At 61.5% G+C, this 19,090-nt stretch carries 12 protein-coding genes, 2 pseudogenes and 2 riboswitches; of the genes and pseudogenes, 5 read left to right on the top strand and 9 right to left on the bottom strand.

Annotated elements, in window-relative coordinates; translation table 11 throughout:
• Window positions 1–5: 5 nt before the first annotated feature.
• Together BZL43_RS08795 and BZL43_RS08790 are read left to right on the top strand one after the other, a co-directional pair.
• Complete coding sequence (locus BZL43_RS08795) at window positions 6–791, top strand: 3-hydroxybutyrate dehydrogenase (RefSeq protein WP_095631944.1); 786 nt, start codon at window positions 6–8, stop codon at window positions 789–791.
• Window positions 792–932: 141 nt separating this feature from the next.
• Window positions 933–2,888: an acetoacetate--CoA ligase gene (locus BZL43_RS08790; RefSeq protein WP_095631943.1), complete on the top strand. Its 1,956-nt coding sequence runs from the start codon at window positions 933–935 to the stop codon at window positions 2,886–2,888.
• Window positions 2,889–3,041: 153 nt separating this feature from the next.
• Here the strand turns inward: BZL43_RS08790 and BZL43_RS08785 are convergent, their stop codons facing one another.
• Window positions 3,042–4,151 carry a PilT/PilU family type 4a pilus ATPase gene (locus BZL43_RS08785; RefSeq protein WP_095632019.1) on the bottom strand — a complete coding sequence of 370 codons (1,110 nt, stop codon included), beginning with the start codon at window positions 4,149–4,151 and terminating at the stop codon, window positions 3,042–3,044.
• A gap of 119 nt (window positions 4,152–4,270) precedes the next feature.
• Between BZL43_RS08785 and BZL43_RS08780 the strand changes: the two genes are divergently transcribed.
• Window positions 4,271–6,808 (top strand): PAS domain S-box protein, encoded by a 2,538-nt coding sequence (locus BZL43_RS08780; RefSeq protein WP_095631942.1) that lies wholly within the window; start codon window positions 4,271–4,273, stop codon window positions 6,806–6,808.
• A 66-nt stretch (window positions 6,809–6,874) separates the two neighbouring features.
• Window positions 6,875–7,150: a peptidylprolyl isomerase gene (locus BZL43_RS08775; protein WP_007933743.1), complete on the top strand. Its 276-nt coding sequence runs from the start codon at window positions 6,875–6,877 to the stop codon at window positions 7,148–7,150.
• Window positions 7,151–7,290: 140 nt separating this feature from the next.
• Here the strand turns inward: BZL43_RS08775 and BZL43_RS08770 are convergent.
• The 3 genes and pseudogenes from BZL43_RS08770 to BZL43_RS08760 form a co-directional block, all read right to left on the bottom strand.
• Window positions 7,291–7,506: pseudogene (locus BZL43_RS08770) on the bottom strand (PfkB family carbohydrate kinase); the annotation flags it as partial.
• Window positions 7,507–7,539: 33 nt separating this feature from the next.
• Window positions 7,540–8,757 (bottom strand): amino acid deaminase, encoded by a 1,218-nt coding sequence (locus BZL43_RS08765; RefSeq protein WP_095631941.1) that lies wholly within the window; start codon window positions 8,755–8,757, stop codon window positions 7,540–7,542.
• Between the two features lie 39 nt (window positions 8,758–8,796).
• A pseudogene (locus tag BZL43_RS08760) lies at window positions 8,797–8,981 on the bottom strand (IclR family transcriptional regulator); the annotation flags it as partial.
• Window positions 8,982–9,097: 116 nt separating this feature from the next.
• Between BZL43_RS08760 and BZL43_RS08755 the strand changes: the two are divergent.
• Window positions 9,098–9,550, top strand: coding sequence for a co-chaperone YbbN (locus BZL43_RS08755; protein WP_095631940.1), 453 nt, complete (start codon window positions 9,098–9,100; stop codon window positions 9,548–9,550).
• Window positions 9,551–9,731: 181 nt separating this feature from the next.
• Here the strand turns inward: BZL43_RS08755 and BZL43_RS08750 are convergent, their stop codons facing one another.
• From BZL43_RS08750 to cobW, 5 genes are all read right to left on the bottom strand, one after another.
• A complete protein-coding gene (locus tag BZL43_RS08750; RefSeq protein ID WP_095631939.1) occupies window positions 9,732–11,378 on the bottom strand; it encodes a phospholipase D-like domain-containing protein in 1,647 nt (548 codons plus the stop codon).
• A 171-nt stretch (window positions 11,379–11,549) separates the two neighbouring features.
• A complete protein-coding gene (locus BZL43_RS08745; protein ID WP_095632018.1) occupies window positions 11,550–12,095 on the bottom strand; it encodes a VWA domain-containing protein in 546 nt (181 codons plus the stop codon).
• A 119-nt stretch (window positions 12,096–12,214) separates the two neighbouring features.
• Window positions 12,215–13,222, bottom strand: a complete 1,008-nt coding sequence (locus BZL43_RS08740) for an ATP-binding protein (RefSeq protein WP_095631938.1) — start codon at window positions 13,220–13,222, stop codon at window positions 12,215–12,217.
• Window positions 13,223–13,378: 156 nt separating this feature from the next.
• Window positions 13,379–17,281: a cobaltochelatase subunit CobN gene (gene cobN / locus BZL43_RS08735; RefSeq protein WP_095631937.1), complete on the bottom strand. Its 3,903-nt coding sequence runs from the start codon at window positions 17,279–17,281 to the stop codon at window positions 13,379–13,381.
• A gap of 3 nt (window positions 17,282–17,284) precedes the next feature.
• Window positions 17,285–18,358, bottom strand: coding sequence for a cobalamin biosynthesis protein CobW (gene cobW, locus BZL43_RS08730; RefSeq protein WP_095631936.1), 1,074 nt, complete (start codon window positions 18,356–18,358; stop codon window positions 17,285–17,287).
• Between the two features lie 100 nt (window positions 18,359–18,458).
• Window positions 18,459–18,673, bottom strand: a riboswitch (cobalamin riboswitch).
• Between the two features lie 182 nt (window positions 18,674–18,855).
• Window positions 18,856–19,084, top strand: a riboswitch (cobalamin riboswitch).
• Window positions 19,085–19,090 lie beyond the last annotated feature (6 nt).

Below are 19,090 nucleotides of genomic sequence, written 5' to 3'. Positions count from 1 at the left end.
TATTCATGACGACTCTTTCGGGCAAGACCGCACTGGTCACCGGTTCCACCAGCGGCATCGGCCTGGGGATCGCCCTGAGCCTGGCCAAGGCCGGCGCCAACCTGATCCTCAACGGTTTCGGCGATGCGTCCAGGGTGATCGCCGAGGTGGAACAGCTCAATAATAAAAGCGGCGGCAAGGTCGGCCATCACCCCGCCGACGTCAGCGACCCGGCGCAAATCGCTGACATGATCGAATACGCCGAGCGTGAGTTCGGCGGCGTGGATATCCTGGTCAACAATGCGGGCATCCAGCACGTGGCGTCGGTGGAAGATTTTCCGGTGGAGCGCTGGGACTCGATTATGGCGATCAACCTGTCGTCGGTGTTTCACAGCACCCGTTTGAGCTTGCCAGGGATGCGCAGCAAGGGCTGGGGGCGGATCATCAACATCGCGTCCGTGCATGGCCAGGTCGGTTCGGTGGGCAAGGCGGCGTACGTCGCGGCCAAGCATGGTGTGATCGGCTTGACCAAGGTGGTCGGTCTGGAAACCGCAACGACGAATGTCACCTGCAACGCCATCTGCCCGGGTTGGGTGCTGACGCCGCTGGTGCAGAAGCAGATCGATGATCGCGCCGCGACCGGGATCGACCCGCAGCAGGCGCAACATGATTTGCTGGCCGAGAAGCAGCCGTCGCTGGAATTCGTGACGCCGCCGCAGCTGGGCGAGTTGGTGCTGTTTTTATGCAGCGAAGCCGGTAGCCAGGTGCGTGGGGCCGCGTGGAATATTGATGGTGGGTGGCTGGCGCAGTAAGCCGCCGCTAGCCCCCCTGACACTGATCGTTCCCACGCTCTGCGTGGGAATGCAGCCCGGGACGCTCTGCGTCCCAAAGCGGACGCGGAGCGTCCATTGAGGCATTCCCACGCAGAGCGTGGGAACGAGAGAGGCCAAGCCATGTCCGACATCCTCTGGCAACCCGGCACCGAGCGCATCGGCAAGTCCCGCATGGAGGCCTTTCGGCGCTCGATCAATCAGCGACACAACCTCAAGATCGCCGACTACCCTGCCCTGCACCAATGGAGCATCGATCAGCGGGAAGCGTTCTGGCAGGCCATCGTCGATTTCTTCGACATCCGTTTTCACGATCAGCCAGACGCGGTGCTGATTGAGGGCGCACAAATGCCCAGCGCCCAGTGGTTCCCCGGCGCCACGCTGAACTTCGCCGAACACCTGCTGCGCCGTCGCGACGATGCCGTGGCGGTGGTGGCCATCGGCGAAAACGGCCAACGGGAACAGCTGACCTGGGCCGAACTGGCAAGCCTGGTCGCCGGTTTCCAAAACGGCCTGAAAGCCGCCGGCGTCGGCCTGGGCGATCGCGTGGCCGCGTGCATGCCGAACACCTGGCAAACATTGGTGGCGATGCTTGCCACCACCAGTCTGGGGGCGATCTGGTCTTGTTCCTCGCCAGATTTCGGTACGCATGGGGTGATCGACCGCTTCGGCCAGATCGAACCAAAGGTGCTGATCACCTGCGCCGGTTATCGCTACGCCGGCAAAGAGATTGACCAGACCGCCAAGGTCAATGAAATCCTCGGGCAACTGCCGTCCTTGCAGCAGTTGATCGTTGTGCCTTATGCACGGCCCCAGGCGCGCATCGCAGACTTCCACAGCCAGGCCAATGTGACGCTCTGGGACGATTTCTACGACCCGGGCGGCGAGCCGCAATTCGTTCCCGTGCCCTTCGCTCATCCGCTGTACATCCTTTATTCCAGCGGCACCACCGGCGTGCCGAAGTGCATTATTCACAGCACCGGCGGCGTACTGCTGCAACACGTCAAGGAACATGGGCTGCATACCGATCTCGGCGCCGGCGACCGTTTGTTCTACTACACCACGTGCGGCTGGATGATGTGGAACTGGCTGGTCTCGGCCCTGGCCGTCGACAGCGCCGTGGTGCTGTACGACGGCTCGCCGTTTCATCCAGGCCCGGAGCGTTTGATCGACCTGATCGACGACGAACGCATCAACGTCTTCGGCACCAGCCCCAAGTTCCTCACCGCATTGCAAAGCATTGGCCTGAAGCCCTGCGACAGCCATGACCTGAGCAGCCTGAGAACCGTGCTGTCCACCGGTTCCGCGTTGTCGCCGCAAAGCTTCGATTACGTCTACCGCGCGTTCAAGTCCGATTTGTGTCTGTCTTCAATGTCCGGCGGCACCGACATCGTTTCGTGCTTTGTGATTGGCAATCCGGTCCTGCCGGTGCGCCGTGGCGAAATACAGTGCAAGGGCCTGGGCATGGCGGTCGAAGTCTGGAACGACGCCGGTACGCCAGTGGTCGGGGAAAAAGGCGAGCTGGTGTGCACCCGACATTTTCCGGCGATGCCCATCGGTTTATGGCATGACCCTGACGGGGAGAAGTTGCGAAAGTCCTATTTCAGCCTGTTCCCCGGCGTCTGGGCCCAAGGCGATTACGCCGAACAACTGCCCCACGGTGGCCTGTTGATCCACGGGCGTTCCGATGCCGTGCTCAACCCCGGTGGCGTGCGCATCGGCACAGCGGAAATCTATCGTCAGGTGGAGAAAGTCCCGCAGGTGCTGGACAGCGTCGCCATCGGCCAGCAATGGCAGGATGACGTGCGGGTGGTGCTGTTCGTGAAGTTGCGCGACGGTGTCGAGCTGGATGAAACGCTGCAGCAACAGATTCGCCAGGTCATACGCGCCAACACCACGCCACGGCATGTGCCGGCGAAGATTGTTGCGGTGACCGATATTCCGCGGACCATCAGCGGCAAAGTGGTCGAACTGGCGGTGAGGAATGTAGTGCATGGCCAGAAGGTGAAGAACACCGATGCACTAGCCAATCCCGAGGCATTGGAGCAGTTTCGCGACCGCCCTGAATTGAATGATTGAACCGTAGATCCACTGTGCGGCTTATGTGGCGAGGGGGCTTGCCCCCGTTGGAGTGCGAAGCGCTCCCAAAGCCAGCAGATAGGGTGCGGCATTCCGACAAGCCCCCTCGCCACACGAGCCTGTTTGAACATTTTGATCAGTGTCGGCACCTCTTCAGTCCATCAAATTCCACTCACCTGGCGGTGTATGGGGCCCAGGCGTAGCCTCGGCGTGCATTTTCAGGCGCAGACGCAAGTTGTTCACCGAGTCCGCATGTTTCAACGCCTCTGCCTCATCAATCGCGCCCTCGGCAAACAGACCGAACAGCGCACCATCGAAGGTCTGCATTCCCGCTTCTGACGATTTCTCCATAATCCCCTTGAGCTCGCCAAGTTCGTTGCGCCGGATCAGGTCGCCGATGGTCGGCGTTCCCAGCATCACTTCCACCGCCGCCCGGCGCTGCCCGTCGCGGGTACGTACCAATCGCTGGGAAACAAAGGCCTTGAGGTTATTGCCCAGGTCATGAAGCAGTTGCGTCCTGCGCTCCTCCGGAAAAAAGTTGATTACGCGGTCCAGCGCCTGATTGGCGTTGTGGGCATGCAACGTGGAAATCACCAGATGACCGGTATCGGCAAACGCCAGCGCGTGCTCCATAGTCTCTCGATCGCGGATCTCGCCGATCAGCACCACGTCCGGCGCCTGGCGCAGGGTGTTTTTCAACGCCGCATGAAAACTGCGGGTATCGACGCCGACCTCACGCTGGTTAATGATCGACTTCTTGTGCCGATGAACAAACTCGACCGGGTCTTCGATGGTGATGATATGGCCGCTGCTGTGACGGTTGCGGTAATCGATCAGCGCCGCCAGCGAGGTCGATTTGCCCGAACCGGTCGAGCCGACGAATAGGATCAAGCCCTGTTTGAGCATGATGGTGTCGAGCAGTACTGGAGGCAGCTTGAGGTCTTCGAAACGTGGAATGTCGAGTTTGATGTTGCGCGCCACGATCGACACATCATTACGCTGCTTGAAGATATTGAGCCGAAAGCGCCCGACCCCGGCCAGGGAAACCGCCAGGTTCATTTCCAGTTCGCGATCGAACTCCAGGCGCTGTTCGGCGTCCATGATGGACGCGGCAATGGCCGCAATTTCCCCGGGCTTGAACGGTTGTTCGGCCAGGGCTTTGAGCACACCGTCAAATTTCGCGCTGGGTGGCGCGCCCGTGGACAGGTAAAGATCGGAGCCATTGCGGCTGGACAGCATTTGCAACAGTGCATCGATTTCCATGGCAAAAAACACCCGCGAAGCATTCAATTGAAAACATGACCCCCTACGGGTCATCCCGCGTCTACCGCCCTGCAAGGATAGTAGACGCCGCCACACCGACTGACACGCAGGACAATGTAATGAACGCACCACCGACCGCCAGCGACGCCCAGGCCCTGATTGCCCGACTGGACTGGACAAACAACCCGCTGGGCGCCGCCGATCACTGGCCGCAGAGCCTGCGCACCGCCGTGGACATTGTGATTCACTCGCCAATGCCGATGCTGTTGCTGTGGGGCCCGCAGCTCACCCAGATCTACAACGATGGCTTCGCGTTCCTCGCCGGCAGCAAGCACCCACACGCTTTCGGACAACCAACGCACCTGATCTGGCCAGAACTGAAAGACTTCACCGACCCGATTTACAGCGCCGTCCTACAAGGCCAGGTGCGGACCTACAGCGAACAACGCTTTACCTTGCAGCGCGATGGGCGAGATTCCGACTTCTGGCTGGATTTGACCTACAGCCCCATTCGCAATGAAAGTGCCGAAGTCGCCGGTATTCTGGTCACGGCCATCGAAACCAACGAACGCCGCCGCATCGCCCTGGAACTTGAACAACGCTCCGCCGCCAGCCTCAAGGCCCAGCACGAAACCGAGCAGCGTCTGCAACTGGCACTGGCCGCCACCGATGCCGTCGGCACCTGGGACTGGGACATCGGCGAAGACCGTTTCATCGCCGATGCCCACTTCGCCCAACTGCATGGCGTTGACGCAAACCTGGCGAGCCAATTGCCGATCAGCGAATACCTCCACGGCGTGCATCCGGAAGATCGGGCGATGATTGCCCGCAGCATCAAGCACTGCATTACCCATGGCAGCGAGTACGCCGAGGAATATCGCTTGCTGCAAGCCGACGGCCAATTGCGCTGGGTGTTTGCCCGGGGTCGTTGCTACAAGGATCATCATGGCCGACCGATTCGTTTCCTCGGCGCGGCACTCGACCTGACCGAACGCAAACACATCGAGCAGGCCTTGCGCCAGAGCCAGACCGAGCTGCAACTGATCATCAACGCCATGCCGATCCTGATCAGTTACGTCGACAGTGAGGAGCGCTTTCGCCTCAACAATGCCGCCTACCTGGAATGGTACGGCCTGACGCCCCAAGAGCTTTACGGCCGTACCGTGCGTGAAGTGCTGGGCGACGAAGCCTATGCCCTGCGCGCCGAATACATTGCCGAGGCGCTGAAAGGCAAGGCCTGCAGTTTCAGCATCAGCGCCGCGCACCGCGATGGCAGCACCCGCCAGGCCCTGATGAACTACCTGCCACGTCATGGCGCGGACGGTGCGGTCAACGGTTTTTACATCTTCGTGATCGACGAAACCGAGCGCAAACAGACCGAAGAAGCCCTGCGCAACCTCAACGAAACCCTTGAAGAACGCGTCAGCGCTCGCACTCAGCAATTGGCCGAAGCCAACCAGCGGTTGCAGAACGAGATGCTCGAACGCGAGCGCGCCGAAGACGCCTTGCGCCATGCGCAGAAAATGGAAGCGGTGGGACAGCTCACCGGTGGCATCGCCCATGACTTCAACAACATGCTCACCGGCATCATCGGCAGCCTCGATCTGATGCAACGCTACATCGCCGACGGGCGCGCCGCCGAGATCGGTCGCTTTACCGAAGCCGCGGTGTCCTCGGCTCACCGCGCCGCTGCCCTGACCCATCGCCTGCTGGCGTTCTCCCGGCGTCAGTCGCTGGATCGCAAGCCGCTCAATGCCAATCAGCTGGTGCATTCCCTGGAAGATTTGTTCCGCCGCACCAAGGGCGATTCTATCGAGCTAAAAATAAAGCTGGCCGATGAAGTCTGGCCCGTCAGCACCGACGTCAGCCAACTGGAAAACGCCTTGCTCAACCTCGTGATCAACGCCCGGGATGCGATGCCCGAAGGTGGCGAGCTGCTGATCGAAACCGCCAACGTTCATCTTGACGGGCGTGATGTCCCCCCTTTGGAACCGGTCAGGGCCGGGGATTACCTGATGATTGCCGTCAGTGACAACGGCGCCGGCATGACACCCTCAGTGTTGGCCAAGGCCTTCGACCCGTTCTTCACCACTAAACCCATCGGCCAGGGCACCGGCCTGGGGCTGTCGATGATCTATGGTTTCGCCCAACAGTCGGGCGGGCATGTCAGCCTTCACAGTTTGCCGGGCCAGGGCACCAGCGTTCACCTGTATTTGCCACGCCTGCACGTCGCGGTGTCGGAGCATGCTCTGGAGCCGCTCACTGGCGAAACTCCAGCAGCGGTGGCCGGTGAAACGGTGGTGTTGGTGGAAGACGATCCGGCGGTGCGTATGCTGGTGCTCGACCTGCTCAATGAACTGGGTTATCACGCCCATGAAGCCGAAGACGCGAAGGCCGCCCTGCCCTTGCTGGAATCCGACCTGCGGGTCGATCTGCTGGTGACCGATGTCGGGTTGCCGGGCATGAACGGTCGGCAACTGGCGGAAATCGCGCGTCAGCATCGTCCGGGCCTGAAGGTGCTGTTCATGACCGGTTATGCGGAGAAAGCCGCCGAACGCCAGGGTTTCCTGGAGGAAGGCATGGACATGGTGGCCAAACCTTTTTCAATGGACCTGTTGGCCAACAAGATTCGCACGATGATCGGCCAAGCGGACTGAGTTAAGGCATAATCGCGCGCCCCACGCTGGCACCAACATAGCCACCACCGTTGCAAGGTACTGCCAATGAAAGCCCAAGCCCGCCATATTCTGGTGAAAACCTCGGAAGAAGCCGAGCAGCTCAAACAACGCATCGCCAAGGGCGAAGCCTTCGATGTGCTGGCCAAGAAATACTCCACGTGCCCGTCCGGCAAACGCGGCGGCGACCTGGGCGAAGTACGGCCCGGGCAGATGGTCGGTGCGATCGATGCGGTGATCTTCAAAAAACCACTGCGGGTGGTGCATGGGCCGATCAAGAGCAAGTTCGGTTATCACCTGGTGCAGGTGTTTTACCGGGATTGATGAGTTGGCTTTAGGGCCTCATCGCGGGCAAGCCCGCTCCCACAGGGATTGTGAATTGCCACCGATTGCAGCCACACCAAAAAACCTGTGGGAGCGGGCTTGCCCGCGATCCGGTTGCGCGGCAAACGGCCATCCACCGCTTATCTCGGGATCAGCGCCCCTGGCACTTGAATCACCCGACTCGCCAACCGATGCCCCGCCTCGGCAGCCTCGACCGGGCTGCCCCCCTTGAGCCGACACGCCAAATACGCTGCGCTGAACGAATCCCCCGCCGCCGTAGTGTCCACTACCCGTTCGACCTTCTGCGCCGGCACTTCAAATGACTCACCGTCACAGCGAATCAGGTGGGTGCGAGCCTGCTCGCGATCACCGCACCTCGGTCTGGAACCTTAAAAACAGGTTTCCATGGTTTCGATGACATTCAACTGTTCATCGACCAGACACCCGATGCGCCATTTGTCGAATGTCAGGCACGGGTGCGAAGTACCGAACGAAATGATATCGCCCACCCGCAACTCAACCCCCGGCGCCACGGTCATGAACGCGTGCTGGTCCATCACCGCGGTCACCTTGCAGGCGCTCACATCTTCGCCGATTGCTGGCACCACACCGGCCTTGTAACGCCGCAACGGCACCGGCAAACCGGCGTCATAGGCGACGTCGCGTTTGCCCAGGGCGATCACCGCAAAACCCGGTTCGGGCAACGACTGCACATGGGCCCAGACTTCCAGCGCCGGGCGCAAACCTTCGTGCAGGTCGCTGCGACGATCGAGCACGCAGCATTGCGCTTCCTTGTAGATGCCATGGTCGTGGGCCACGTAGCAGCCAGGACGCAGCACGCTGAGGAAACGTCCGCCGGCGTTCTGCGCTTCGAAGGATTCAGCGATCAAGTCGTACCAGGCCGAACCCGACGCCGTGATGATCGGCTTGGCAATGGCGAACGCGCCGCTGTCCTGCAATTGCACCGCCAGGCGTACCAAAGAATCAGCGAACGCACGGATGCTACTTACGGCGTGATCGCCGTGGATCACCCCTTCGTAACCCTCGATGCCGGTCAGCGCCAATGCCGGTTGCGCCGCAATCGCCTTGGCCAGCGCCAGCACTTCGGCTTCGGTACGGCAACCGCAACGACCGCCGACCACGCCGTACTCGATCATCACGTTCAAGCGCAGACCGCGCGAAGCGAAATAGCCGCCGAGGTCCGCGACATTATCCGGATGATCGACCATGCAATAGAAATCGAAGGTCGGGTCTGCCAACAGATCGGCGATCAGCGCCATGTTCGGCGTGCCGACCAATTGGTTGGCCATCAGCACCCGATGCACACCATGGGCGTACGCCGCGCGGGTTTGCGTGGCGCTGGCCAGGGTGATGCCCCAGGCACCGGCGTCCAGTTGGCGGCGAAACAGCGCTGGGGTCATGCTGGTTTTGCCGTGGGGCGCCAGTTCCGCGCCGCTGTTGCTGACAAAATCCTGCATCCAGCGAATGTTGTGCTCCAGCGCGTCACGGTGCAGCACCAACGCTGGCAGGCTGACGTCGCGCACAAGATTGGCACCGGTGTGGGCAAAGCCCTTCTCCACGGCAGCTGTATGTTTGGCGGAATACATGGTCGATCCCCTCACTCTCGCGGCCGCAGGCAGCCACCGTTATTCGTTGATACGCCGGGCCAGGCTTTGGCGCTGTTGATCAATACTCGACGATAGTCGTTGTAATTGTTCTTCGCATCGACCCGTGGAGCAACGATGCACAAAGTCGCAATGGCCACGCCGTTCGGGTCCTTGACCGGGACGGCGAAGCAATGGGTAAACGTGTCAGCGACGCTGTCGATGGAAGCCATTGCGGTTCAAAATGAAGCAGAACCCCACCTGTAATTTCTGATAGTAGACCCACCTGCTTGCCTCCTTTAACGTCAACAGGCCTTCGATAGTCTTTGAAAAGGAGATTTCAATGAGTTCGATGACTCACCCATCAACGCTGGCTCCGGCCTATCGCAAAGCCCTGAAAACCTGGCGCCCGGTGATCCTGTATTTCGGCAACCAACACTGTCCCGCCTGCGAAATGGCCGAGCCGGTTTTCCGCACCATTGCCGAGCAGTACAGGGATCACGCGCAGGTCTACATGCTGAACACGAGCGAGTCCCCCAGGCATCCGGATGTCACCGGCACACCGACTGTGTTGTTCTACAAGGAAGGGAGACTGCTGAAGAAACTCAAGGGTATTGGCACCCGGCAAACCCTGGAAGAAAATTTCAAAAAGCACATCGGCAAGCTCAGGCCCAAACCACCGATTACCCGCAAACCCCGCCACGACTTGCCATGGTTGCAGAAAACCCTCAGCACTTTACGCACTGCACCTCGGGCACGGGAGCTGTTGAATGTACGGCTGTCGAGTCATGTTTGAGGCGGCTGACAGATTGCTGTCGCGAGCAGGGCTCGCTCCCACATTAGAACGAGTCTATCTGGACACCCCGGTCAACTGTGGGAGCGAGCCTGCTCGCGATGAGGGCCTTACATTCAACATCTATGTTGACTGATCTGCCGCTATCGTGAGCCCCGCTCCTACAGGGAGCCCGCCAGGCTGTTTATCGTCCGGCAAAACGCAACCGCGACAACATGCGCAGATCGCCTTCGAGGTAATAATCATCGGTCCAGCTGTCGTCCGCAGCCAACGGTCGGACCTGCTTGAGGGCCAGTTTTTTTGCGAAGTAGCGGAACCGGTAATGCTCGTAAAAGCGCAGCAGTTCCAGCCCATAACGATCGGCCAGGTCGGTGTCGCCACGGATGATCAGGTAGTTCTCATCATTGCCGTTGCTGGCCGCCTCACTCAAGTTGTGGCTGCCGCTGATGATCGTCGGTGTGTCACTGGTAAAGTCGACGACGATGACTTTGGTGTGCACCAGCAGTCTGCCCTTCTGGCCTTTCATGTTTTCCTTGAGCCAGCCTTCCAGGCCGGTATTGAGCAGCGCAGTGGCGGCAAATTGAGCGGTGCGATCAGCGTGGAAACCGGTGATGCGGCTGACGGTGTTTTGCAAGCCATAACGCAAGATGTCGTCGTGAGGCAGGCCGAGCAAGGCGTTGAGCACTTCGTCTGGCAAGGCGAACGCCGTGACGAACAGCAGGTCTTTTTTGGCGGCGTTGATGATGTCGACGAACTCACGCAGGTCGCCCTGGCCCGAGCGCGGTGAGAAGCCGGCGAACAGTGCCTGCGCCGGCTGCATCGGATTGTTTTCCGTGAGCCATTCCCGGGTGGCGCCGACGTCTGCGGGCACGGCCCAGACCTGTTCGAAGGTTTGCAGATAACTGGCAGCGATCCGGGCGTCGTCCAGCACATGCACCACGTTGGCCTGACGATAAACGCCGTTGGCGGTGAAATTGGTGCTGCCGCACAGTACCGCTTCGGGCTGATGCTGCCCCGCTGCGTCGACCCGGCTCAGGACCATGAACTTGTTGTGAAAAATGTTGTGAGTGACCCGCCCGCGCTTGTTCGCCGCCGGGATTTTTTCCAGGCTGGCTTCGTTCAGCGCCGTGGTGTCCTCGTCCGGTTGGGCGTGGTACAGAATCCGAACCTTTACGCCGCGCTCGAAAGCGGCGTTCACCGCATCGACGATCACCTGCAACTGGTACTCATAGATCGCGACGTCCAGCGCCCACCGGCCATCCTCGGCCCGTTCAATGAACCCGAGCAAGCGTGCGAGCAGACCGTTTTCCAGCCATTGTCGCGGGGCATCGGGCCATTCTTCGATGGGCAGTTTCTTGTTGGCGCTGAGCAGCGCATCGAGGTCGGCGAATTTGCGCTGGAAGGCCTGACTCGCGGCCACCGCCCGGTTGAAGATAACGTTCTGGCCCGCTGGAAGGCCATTGTCGGTGGTGAGCGTCAGTTCCAGGAACTCACCCAGCTGCGGCGCATCGGCGGTGCCGTAGGCCAGGTGCACCCGATAATGGATCGTCACGCCCGGATTGACCGCGTAATCGGCCCAGCGAAATTTCTGCAATGGCGCGGCATCGCTGGGGGTGGCGTGGAACTGGGGGAACGTATGAGCCTTGCCGGGGAAGGTCAGGCTGTTGAACAGAAACAGCCACGGTTTGCTGCCTTGCTGTTTTTCGATGGCGAACCCCAGCAGGCCCTTGCGGCGGGGTTCGGCCAGATCGATCGCCAGCAACACGCCGTTGGTGCCAGCGTAGGCTTTGACGCGGAAATCGTCCTGATCGTTACGGGCTAGAACGCGCATGGGTCACTCCTGTGATGAGGTTGCTTACAGCAGCATGGGGTAGCGATGCAGATGAGCTGCGACTATCCGATTCCGAGGTGATGCCATCGCGAGCAGGCTCGCTCCCACACGCCACAAATCAAACGTGGGAGCGAGCCTGCTCGCGATGGGCCAATACTGTCAGCACAAAACTCAACCTGAAATCAGCTCATCGATATGTCGATAATCAACCTGCAACTGCGCTGCCAACACTTTAGCCCGGCCAAGACGAATCGGCCCGCGCTCGATGTCGATCAGCAGCCCCGGGCAATCGAGCGCCGGCAACGCTGACCATTCCTTCAGTCGTCCATCCGTCACCAGCAGCAGCCGTTGCTGCTCTGCCGGAAAACGTTTTTGCCGAGCCACCAGCCAGCGCCCTGCCTCGCCCAACGCCGCCAGCATCGGCGTACCGCCGCCGGCCCCGAGCCCATCGAGCCAGTCGCGCAAACCAGCGGAGGCTTTCAAACCTTGCACCTGCCATCTGGGCACATGGCCGCTGGCCGTCAGCAACGCCAGGCGCGCACGCTGCCGATAGGCATCGTCGAACAGTTGTGCCAGCAGTCCCTTGGCATCGCTCAACGCTTGATGACGCCGGGTCGAGGCCGAGGCATCGACGATCACCAGCCATAATTCATGCGGGCTGCGGGTGCGCAGGTGAAACAACACATCGTCGCGTTGACGCGGTCGGCCATTGAGCAAGGTGCCGGGCCAATTGATCGATCCGCTCATGGCCGCGTGGCGCTTGCCCTGCTTACCGTGATCCAGCCGTCCTGCACGGGGTCTGGCATTCGCCCCCGCGTCTGATCGAGGGCGAATGCCTAAGGCTTTTTTGGCCAGCTCGGCACTTCACGTCGCGCGCCGACCGGCAGCGCCTGGGCGGGCATTTCGCCCCACTGGCCCTGACCTTCGCTCGGATTGGCGTGTCCGGTCGAGGGCGGCTGCGGTGCCCGGGATTGTTGCGGCGCCGGTTTTGAGTGTTCGCGACGACGATGGCGCAAGGCAAACTCGGCGACCGCGTCGATATCTTCTTCGCCAATGGTCAGCGCTCCGCGCCAGGCCGCATGAGCCCGGGCCGCGCGCAACCAGACCAGATCGGCTCGCAGGCCATCGACGCCAGCGGCAAAGCAACGCTCGGTGATCTGCGCCAGCGCGGCATCGTCCAGGGGAATGCTCGCCAGTGCTGCGCGCGCCTTTTGGCAACGCTCGCGCAGTGCCTGTTGCGGGCTTTCCCACTCGGCGCAGAACCCTTGCGGGTTGCTGTCGAAATCCAGTCGACGACGGATGATCTGACCCCGCTCGGCGGGTGCGGTGTGGCCACTGAGGGCGACGTTCAAGCCAAAGCGGTCGAGCAATTGCGGACGCAACTCGCCCTCTTCCGGGTTCATGGTGCCGATCAGCACAAACTTCGCCGAATGCCGATGGGAAATTCCGTCACGCTCGATCAGGTTGGTGCCGCTGGCGGCCACATCGAGCAACAAGTCCACGAGGTGATCGGGCAGCAGGTTGACTTCATCGACATACAGCACGCCGCCGTCGGCCTTGGCCAATACGCCGGGGGAAAACTGTGCGCGCCCCTCGCTCAGGGCCGCGTCAAGATCCAGGGTACCGACCAACCGTTCTTCGGTAGCGCCCAGGGGTAAGGTGACGAATTGACCGCTGGCCAACAGGTCCGCCAGGCCTCGGGCCAGGGTCGATTTGGCCATGCCCCGTGGACCTTCGATCAGCACGCCGCCGATTTTCGGGTCGATGGCGGTCAGGTACAGCGCGAGTTTCAAGTCATCGGCGCCGACCACGGCGGAGAGTGGGAAATGTGGGGTGTCGGTCATGTGGCATTACTCGTGTGGTCGGTGGTGTGATCGTTCCCCCGCTCTGCGTGGGAATGCCTCAACGGACGCTCCGCGTTCGGCTCTGGAAGGGACGCGGAGCGTCCCGGGTTGCATTCCCACGCGGAGCGTGGGAACGATCCGTCAGGTTTAAGCGCGTTAACTTTCTTCTTCTATGTCCAGCAACAAATTCTCCAGCGCCACGCGGTACTCGCCCGGCTCTTTCCACAGCCCCCGCTGCTGCGCTTCCAGCAGGCGTTCGGTCATGTCGCGCAAGGCATGGGGATTGTGTTCGCGGACAAACTCCCGGGTCGCCGGATCGAGCAAGTAAGCGTCCGCCAGCAACGCATATTGGTGGTCGTCGATCAGCTGCGTGGTGGCATCGAACGCAAACAGGTTATCGACCGTCGCCGCCAGTTCGAATGCGCCTTTATAGCCATGGCGCTTGACCCCGTCGATCCATTTCGGATTGGCCGCCCGGGAACGGATCACCCGATTCAACTCTTCCTTCAAGGTGCGAATCTTCGGCAAATCCGGCTGACTGTGGTCGCCGTGATAACTGGCCGCGACTTCACCGCTGAGGCTTTCAACGGCCGCCAGCATGCCACCCTGAAACTGGTAATAGTCGTTGGAATCGAGCAAATCGTGTTCGCGGTTGTCCTGGTTTTGCAGCACCGCCTGCACTTGGCTCAGACGCTGGGCAAACTGTTCGCGGGCGGCGGTGCCTTCGTCAGAGCCGCCGTAAGCGTAGCCGCCCCAGTTCAGGTAAACCTCGGCCAGGTCGTCGCGGCTTTGCCACAGGCGACCGTCGATGGCGCCCTGCACGCCCGCTCCGTAAGCACCCGGTTTGGCCCCGAAGATGCGCCAGCCGGCCTGCCGCCGCGCCGCGTCTTCATCCAGGCCCGATTCCATCAACGCTGTGCGCTCGGCACGAACCTTGGCCGCCAACGGATTGAAATCGTCGGGTTCATCCAGCGCGGCGACCGCTTGCACGGCCGCGTCGAATAGCCGGATCAGGTTGGCAAAGGCATCGCGGAAAAATCCGGAGACGCGCAAGGTCACGTCCACCCGTGGGCGGTCCAGCAAACTCAATGGCAAAATTTCGAAATCGTCGACCCGCTGACTGCCGGTCGCCCACACCGGTCGCACGCCCATCAGCGCCATGGCCTGGGCGATGTCATCGCCGCCAGTGCGCATGGTCGCGGTGCCCCAGACCGACAGGCCGAGCTGACGCAGGTGATCGCCGTGGTCTTGCAAGTGCCGCTCAAGAATCAGGTTTGCGGACTGAAAACCGATGCGCCACGCGGTGGTGGTCGGCAGGTTGCGCACATCCACCGAGTAGAAGTTGCGCCCGGTGGGCAGCACGTCCAGCCGTCCGCGGCTCGGTGCGCCGCTCGGGCCGGCGGGGACGAATCGGCCGCTGAGGGCGTCGAGCAAGCCGCGCATTTCCGCTGGGCCGCAGGCGTCCAGGCGTGGGGCAACGACTTCGCGCAGGCTGTCGATGATGGCATTCACTTGCGACCAATCACCCTCCTGTGGGAGCGAGCCTTTGTGGCGAGGGGGCTTGCCCCCGTTGGACTGCGCAGCAGTCCCATTTTTTGGGGCCGCTTCGCGACCCAACGGGGGCAAGCCCCCTCGCCACAAGGGCTCGTTCCCACAGGGGGCGGGGTTGGTTTGAGGTGTGCTCAGTGCCTGCGAGATCAGTTGAGCGGCGAACAGTTCCAGGCGTTCGCGGGTATCACCTGCGGTGCGCCAGACTTCATCAGTGAGGGTTTGCAACTCAGCAGGACGCGGCCCGCTCCACGGCTCGGCCAAAACGCAATCCAATGGATCAAACCCCAACGCAAACGCCTTGGCCAGCGCCCGCAACAAACTCGATTGCGCCCCTCGTCCATCGCCGCGAGGAATACGCAGCAAGGCCAATAAAGTGTCGATGCGCAACTGTCCCACTGGTGACTCACCAAATACGTGCAGGCCATCGCGTATCTGCGATTCCTTTAAGTCGCACAGGTACGTGTCCAGACGCGGTAACCAGATCGCCGCATCGGCATCGCTGTCCAGCTTCTCGTCCAGTTGCAGTTCGCGGTCGATGTGCGTGTCGCGCACCAGTTGCAGAATGTCGCGCTGCAGTTCCCGGGCGCGGCGCGGATCGAGCAATTGCGCTTCGTAATATTCGTCGGCCAACATTTCGAGATTGCGCAGCGGACCGTAGGTTTCGGCGCGGGTCAGTGGCGGCATCAGGTGATCGATGATCACTGCCTGCGTACGGCGCTTGGCTTGGGCGCCCTCGCCCGGGTCATTGACGATAAACGGATAGATGTTCGGCAACGGCCCGAGCAATGCGTCCGGCCAGCAGTTTTCCGACAGCCCGACGCCCTTGCCCGGCAGCCATTCGAGGTTGCCGTGCTTGCCCACATGGATCACGCCGTGAGCGCCGTAGGTGTTGCGCAACCAGAAGTAGAACGCCAGATAGCCGTGGGGCGGCACCAGGTCGGGGTCGTGATAGACCGCGCTCGGGTCCACCTGATACCCCCGGGCCGGTTGAATGCCGACGAAGGTCAGGCCGAAGCGCAGTCCGGCGATCATCATTCGCCCGCCACGGAACATTGGATCGTTTTCGGGCGAGCCCCAGCGCTCCAGCACCGCCTGACGATTAGCCTCGGGCAGCGCGTTGAACATCAGGTTGTAATCGTCCAGCGCGAGGCTTTGATGGCAGGGACGATGGTCGAGGGTATCGAGGTCGTTGCTCACGCCGCCGAGCAGTTGCTGGATCAGCGCAGTGCCGCTGTGCGGCAACTCGGCCGGCAGCGGATAACCTTCGGCATGCAGGGCGCGCAGGATGTTCAATGCCGCAGCCGGAGTATCGAGGCCGACGCCATTGCCGATGCGCCCATCGCGAGTCGGGTAATTGGCGAGGATCAGGGCGATGCGTTTTTCGCCATTGGGCACCCGCGCCAGATCGATCCAGCGCCGGGCCAGTTCTGCAACGAAATCCATGCGCGCAGGTGCAGGCCGGTAGCAGACCACGTCGGACTGACTGCGCTCGCTACGCCACGCCAGATCCTTGAAACTGATCGGGCGGCTGATGATTCGCCCATCCAGTTCTGGCAGTGCGATGTGCATCGCCAGGTCCCGTGGGCCGAGGCCTTGTTCGCTGGCGCGCCAGCCGGGTTCATTGTCCTGGGCGCAGATCGCCTGGATCACTGGAATATTGCGGCGAAACGGCCGCAGGTGCGGCGCTTCGGGGCTGGACTGGGCGAAACCGGTGGTGTTGAGAATCACCCCCGCCTCGACGTCATCCAGCAAGTCCTCGACCACCGTCAGGCAGCCGGGCTCTTTCAAACTGGCCAGCGCAATCGGCAACGGGTTCAACCCCGCCGCTTGCAAACGCTGGCAGAAAATATCGATGAAACCGGTGTTCGCCGCCTGCAAATGCGAGCGGTAAAACAGCACCGCCGCCACCGGCCGATCGGCTTGCCAGTCGGCTTGCCAATCGCTCAACTCAGCGGGGCTTTTTTGCGGGTGGTAGATCGCGGTGCGTGGCAGGGTTTGTGGCTCGGACCATGGATAGTCGCGGCCCAGCCAACGGCTGGCGAGGCAGCGAAACAGGTCGAGCGCGTTGGCCATGCCGCCCTGACGCAGGAAGTGCCAGAGCCGGTCGCGTTCTTGCGCAGTTACGGTGCTCAGGTCACTGAGCTCCGGGTCCGGGCGATCGTCCCCCGGCACCAGAATCAGCTGCACGCCGCGCTCGGACAACTCCACCAGACGCTCGATGCCGTAACGCCAATAGGCGATGCCACCGTGCAGCGAGATCAGAATCACTTTGGCGTGGCGCAGCACTTCGTCGACATAGAGATCGACCGAAGCGTGATTCTGCACCTGCATCGGGTTAGCCAGACGCAGGCTCGGGTAATCGTCGGGCAACTGCTGCGCCGCTTCGGCGAGCAACGCCAGGCTGGAATCGCCGCTGCACAGAATCACCAGCTCGGCGGGGGTTTGTCCAAGGTCGGCAATGTTGTCATCCGACACGAAACCGCCGGGCTGGGTCCTGAGCAGGTGCATGGCTTAAACGCTGAGCGCAGCGCGCAATTGCGCTTCGAGTGCAGCGGCGTCCAGGCCCTGACCGATTAACACCAGACGGGTGCTGCGCGCTTCTTCAGCGCCCCACTGACGGTCGAAATGCTTGTCGAAACGCGTGCCCACGCCCTGGATCAGCAGGCGCATCGGTTTGTTCGGCACCGCTGCAAAACCTTTGACCCGCAAGATGCCGTGCTGAACCACCAATTGAGTCAGCGCGTCCAGCAGCAGGCTTTCGTCGGCTTGCGGCAGCTCGATCGAAATGGAATCGAATGCGTCGTGGTCGTGCTCATCGTGATGGCCGTCTTCACCTTCGTGGTGATGATCGTGATGGCTGTGGCGGCTGTCGATGTGTTCTTCGGAGCCAGCGCCAAGGCCGATCAGCACGTCCAGTGGCAGACGACCGCTGCTGGCTTCGATGACTTTCACCGCTGGCGGCAGCTCTTCGGCGACTTCCAGGCGCACACGGGCCAGGTCTTCAGCGCTGATCAGATCGGCCTTGTTGAGGATCACCAGGTCGGCGCTGGCCAGTTGGTCGGCGAACAGCTCGTGCAACGGCGACTCGTGGTCCAGGTTCGGGTCGAGTTTGCGCATGGCGTCGACCTGATCGGGGAACGCTGCGAAGGTGCCAGCCGCGACGGCCGGGCTGTCGACCACGGTGATCACCGCGTCAACCGTGCAGGCGCTGCGGATTTCCGGCCACTGGAAGGCTTGAACCAAAGGCTTTGGCAGGGCCAGGCCCGAGGTTTCGATTAGGATGTGGTCGAGGTCGCCGCGACGGGCGACCAGCTCGCGCATCACCGGGAAGAACTCTTCCTGAACGGTGCAGCACAGGCAGCCGTTGGCCAGTTCATAGACGCGACCGTTGGCTTCTTCTTCGGTGCAACCGATCGAACATTGCTTGAGGATTTCGCCGTCGATGCCCAGCTCGCCGAACTCGTTGACGATCACCGCGATACGGCGGCCCTGGGCGTTGTCGAGCATGTGGCGCAGCAAGGTGGTTTTGCCCGAGCCGAGGAAGCCGGTAACGATGGTGACGGGGAGTTTGGCCAGTGTTTTCATCGGATGCCCTTTGGCGAGATGGCGGGCATACGGGACGACAATCGCAGCGGCGGATGCACGCGCGCAAGAGTTCCGTCACCGGATCACCCCGCCCGGTTGTAGTGAGAATCTGTATCGAGGCAGGTCTCCTGGCTGACGGTGTGCCAATCCTTCGACTGGCGTTTGCTGCGCCTTCCCGCGAACCTGATGGATCAGGGCTTGCAGTGGCGTGGCAGCGAACATCACCGTTCACAGTTGCGGGGGCAGCCGCGGCATCGACCGCGTTCCCTTCTTAGCTTCGGCAAACGCCGAAGAACCTCGAAAGCGCAAGGCTACGCATCGTGTGGGGGCGGGTCAATCACTGAGTAGGAGCTGCCGAAGGCTGCGATCTTTTGATCTTGTTTTTGAAAGCAACATCAAAAGATCGCAGCCTTCGGCAGCTCCTACAAGAGCCAATCAGCATTGGGCATCCAAGTGAGAACCCTTGCCAATTGACGCCCAACCCCCGCCCATGCTCTCCTACACGCCTTGTTACGGGTGCCCTTCACAGGGTGAAACGGGAAACCGGTGAATCATGTGCTTTACTCTAAAGCCATGTCAGTCCGGTGCTGCCCCCGCAACGGTAAGCGAGTGAAGCGTCAGATCCACTGTGCCTGTCATATGGCATGGGAAGGTGATGCTTGCAGGTCTGGGCGCAAGCCCTGCCCCTCGCGAGCCCGGAGACCGGCCCGCAACACAAAGTGACTTTTACGT

The organism is Pseudomonas sp. PICF141, assembly GCF_002286815.1.
In the GTDB taxonomy this organism is placed as follows: Bacteria; Pseudomonadota; Gammaproteobacteria; order Pseudomonadales; family Pseudomonadaceae; genus Aquipseudomonas.
This window is presented reverse-complemented; position numbering and strand designations above follow the sequence as displayed.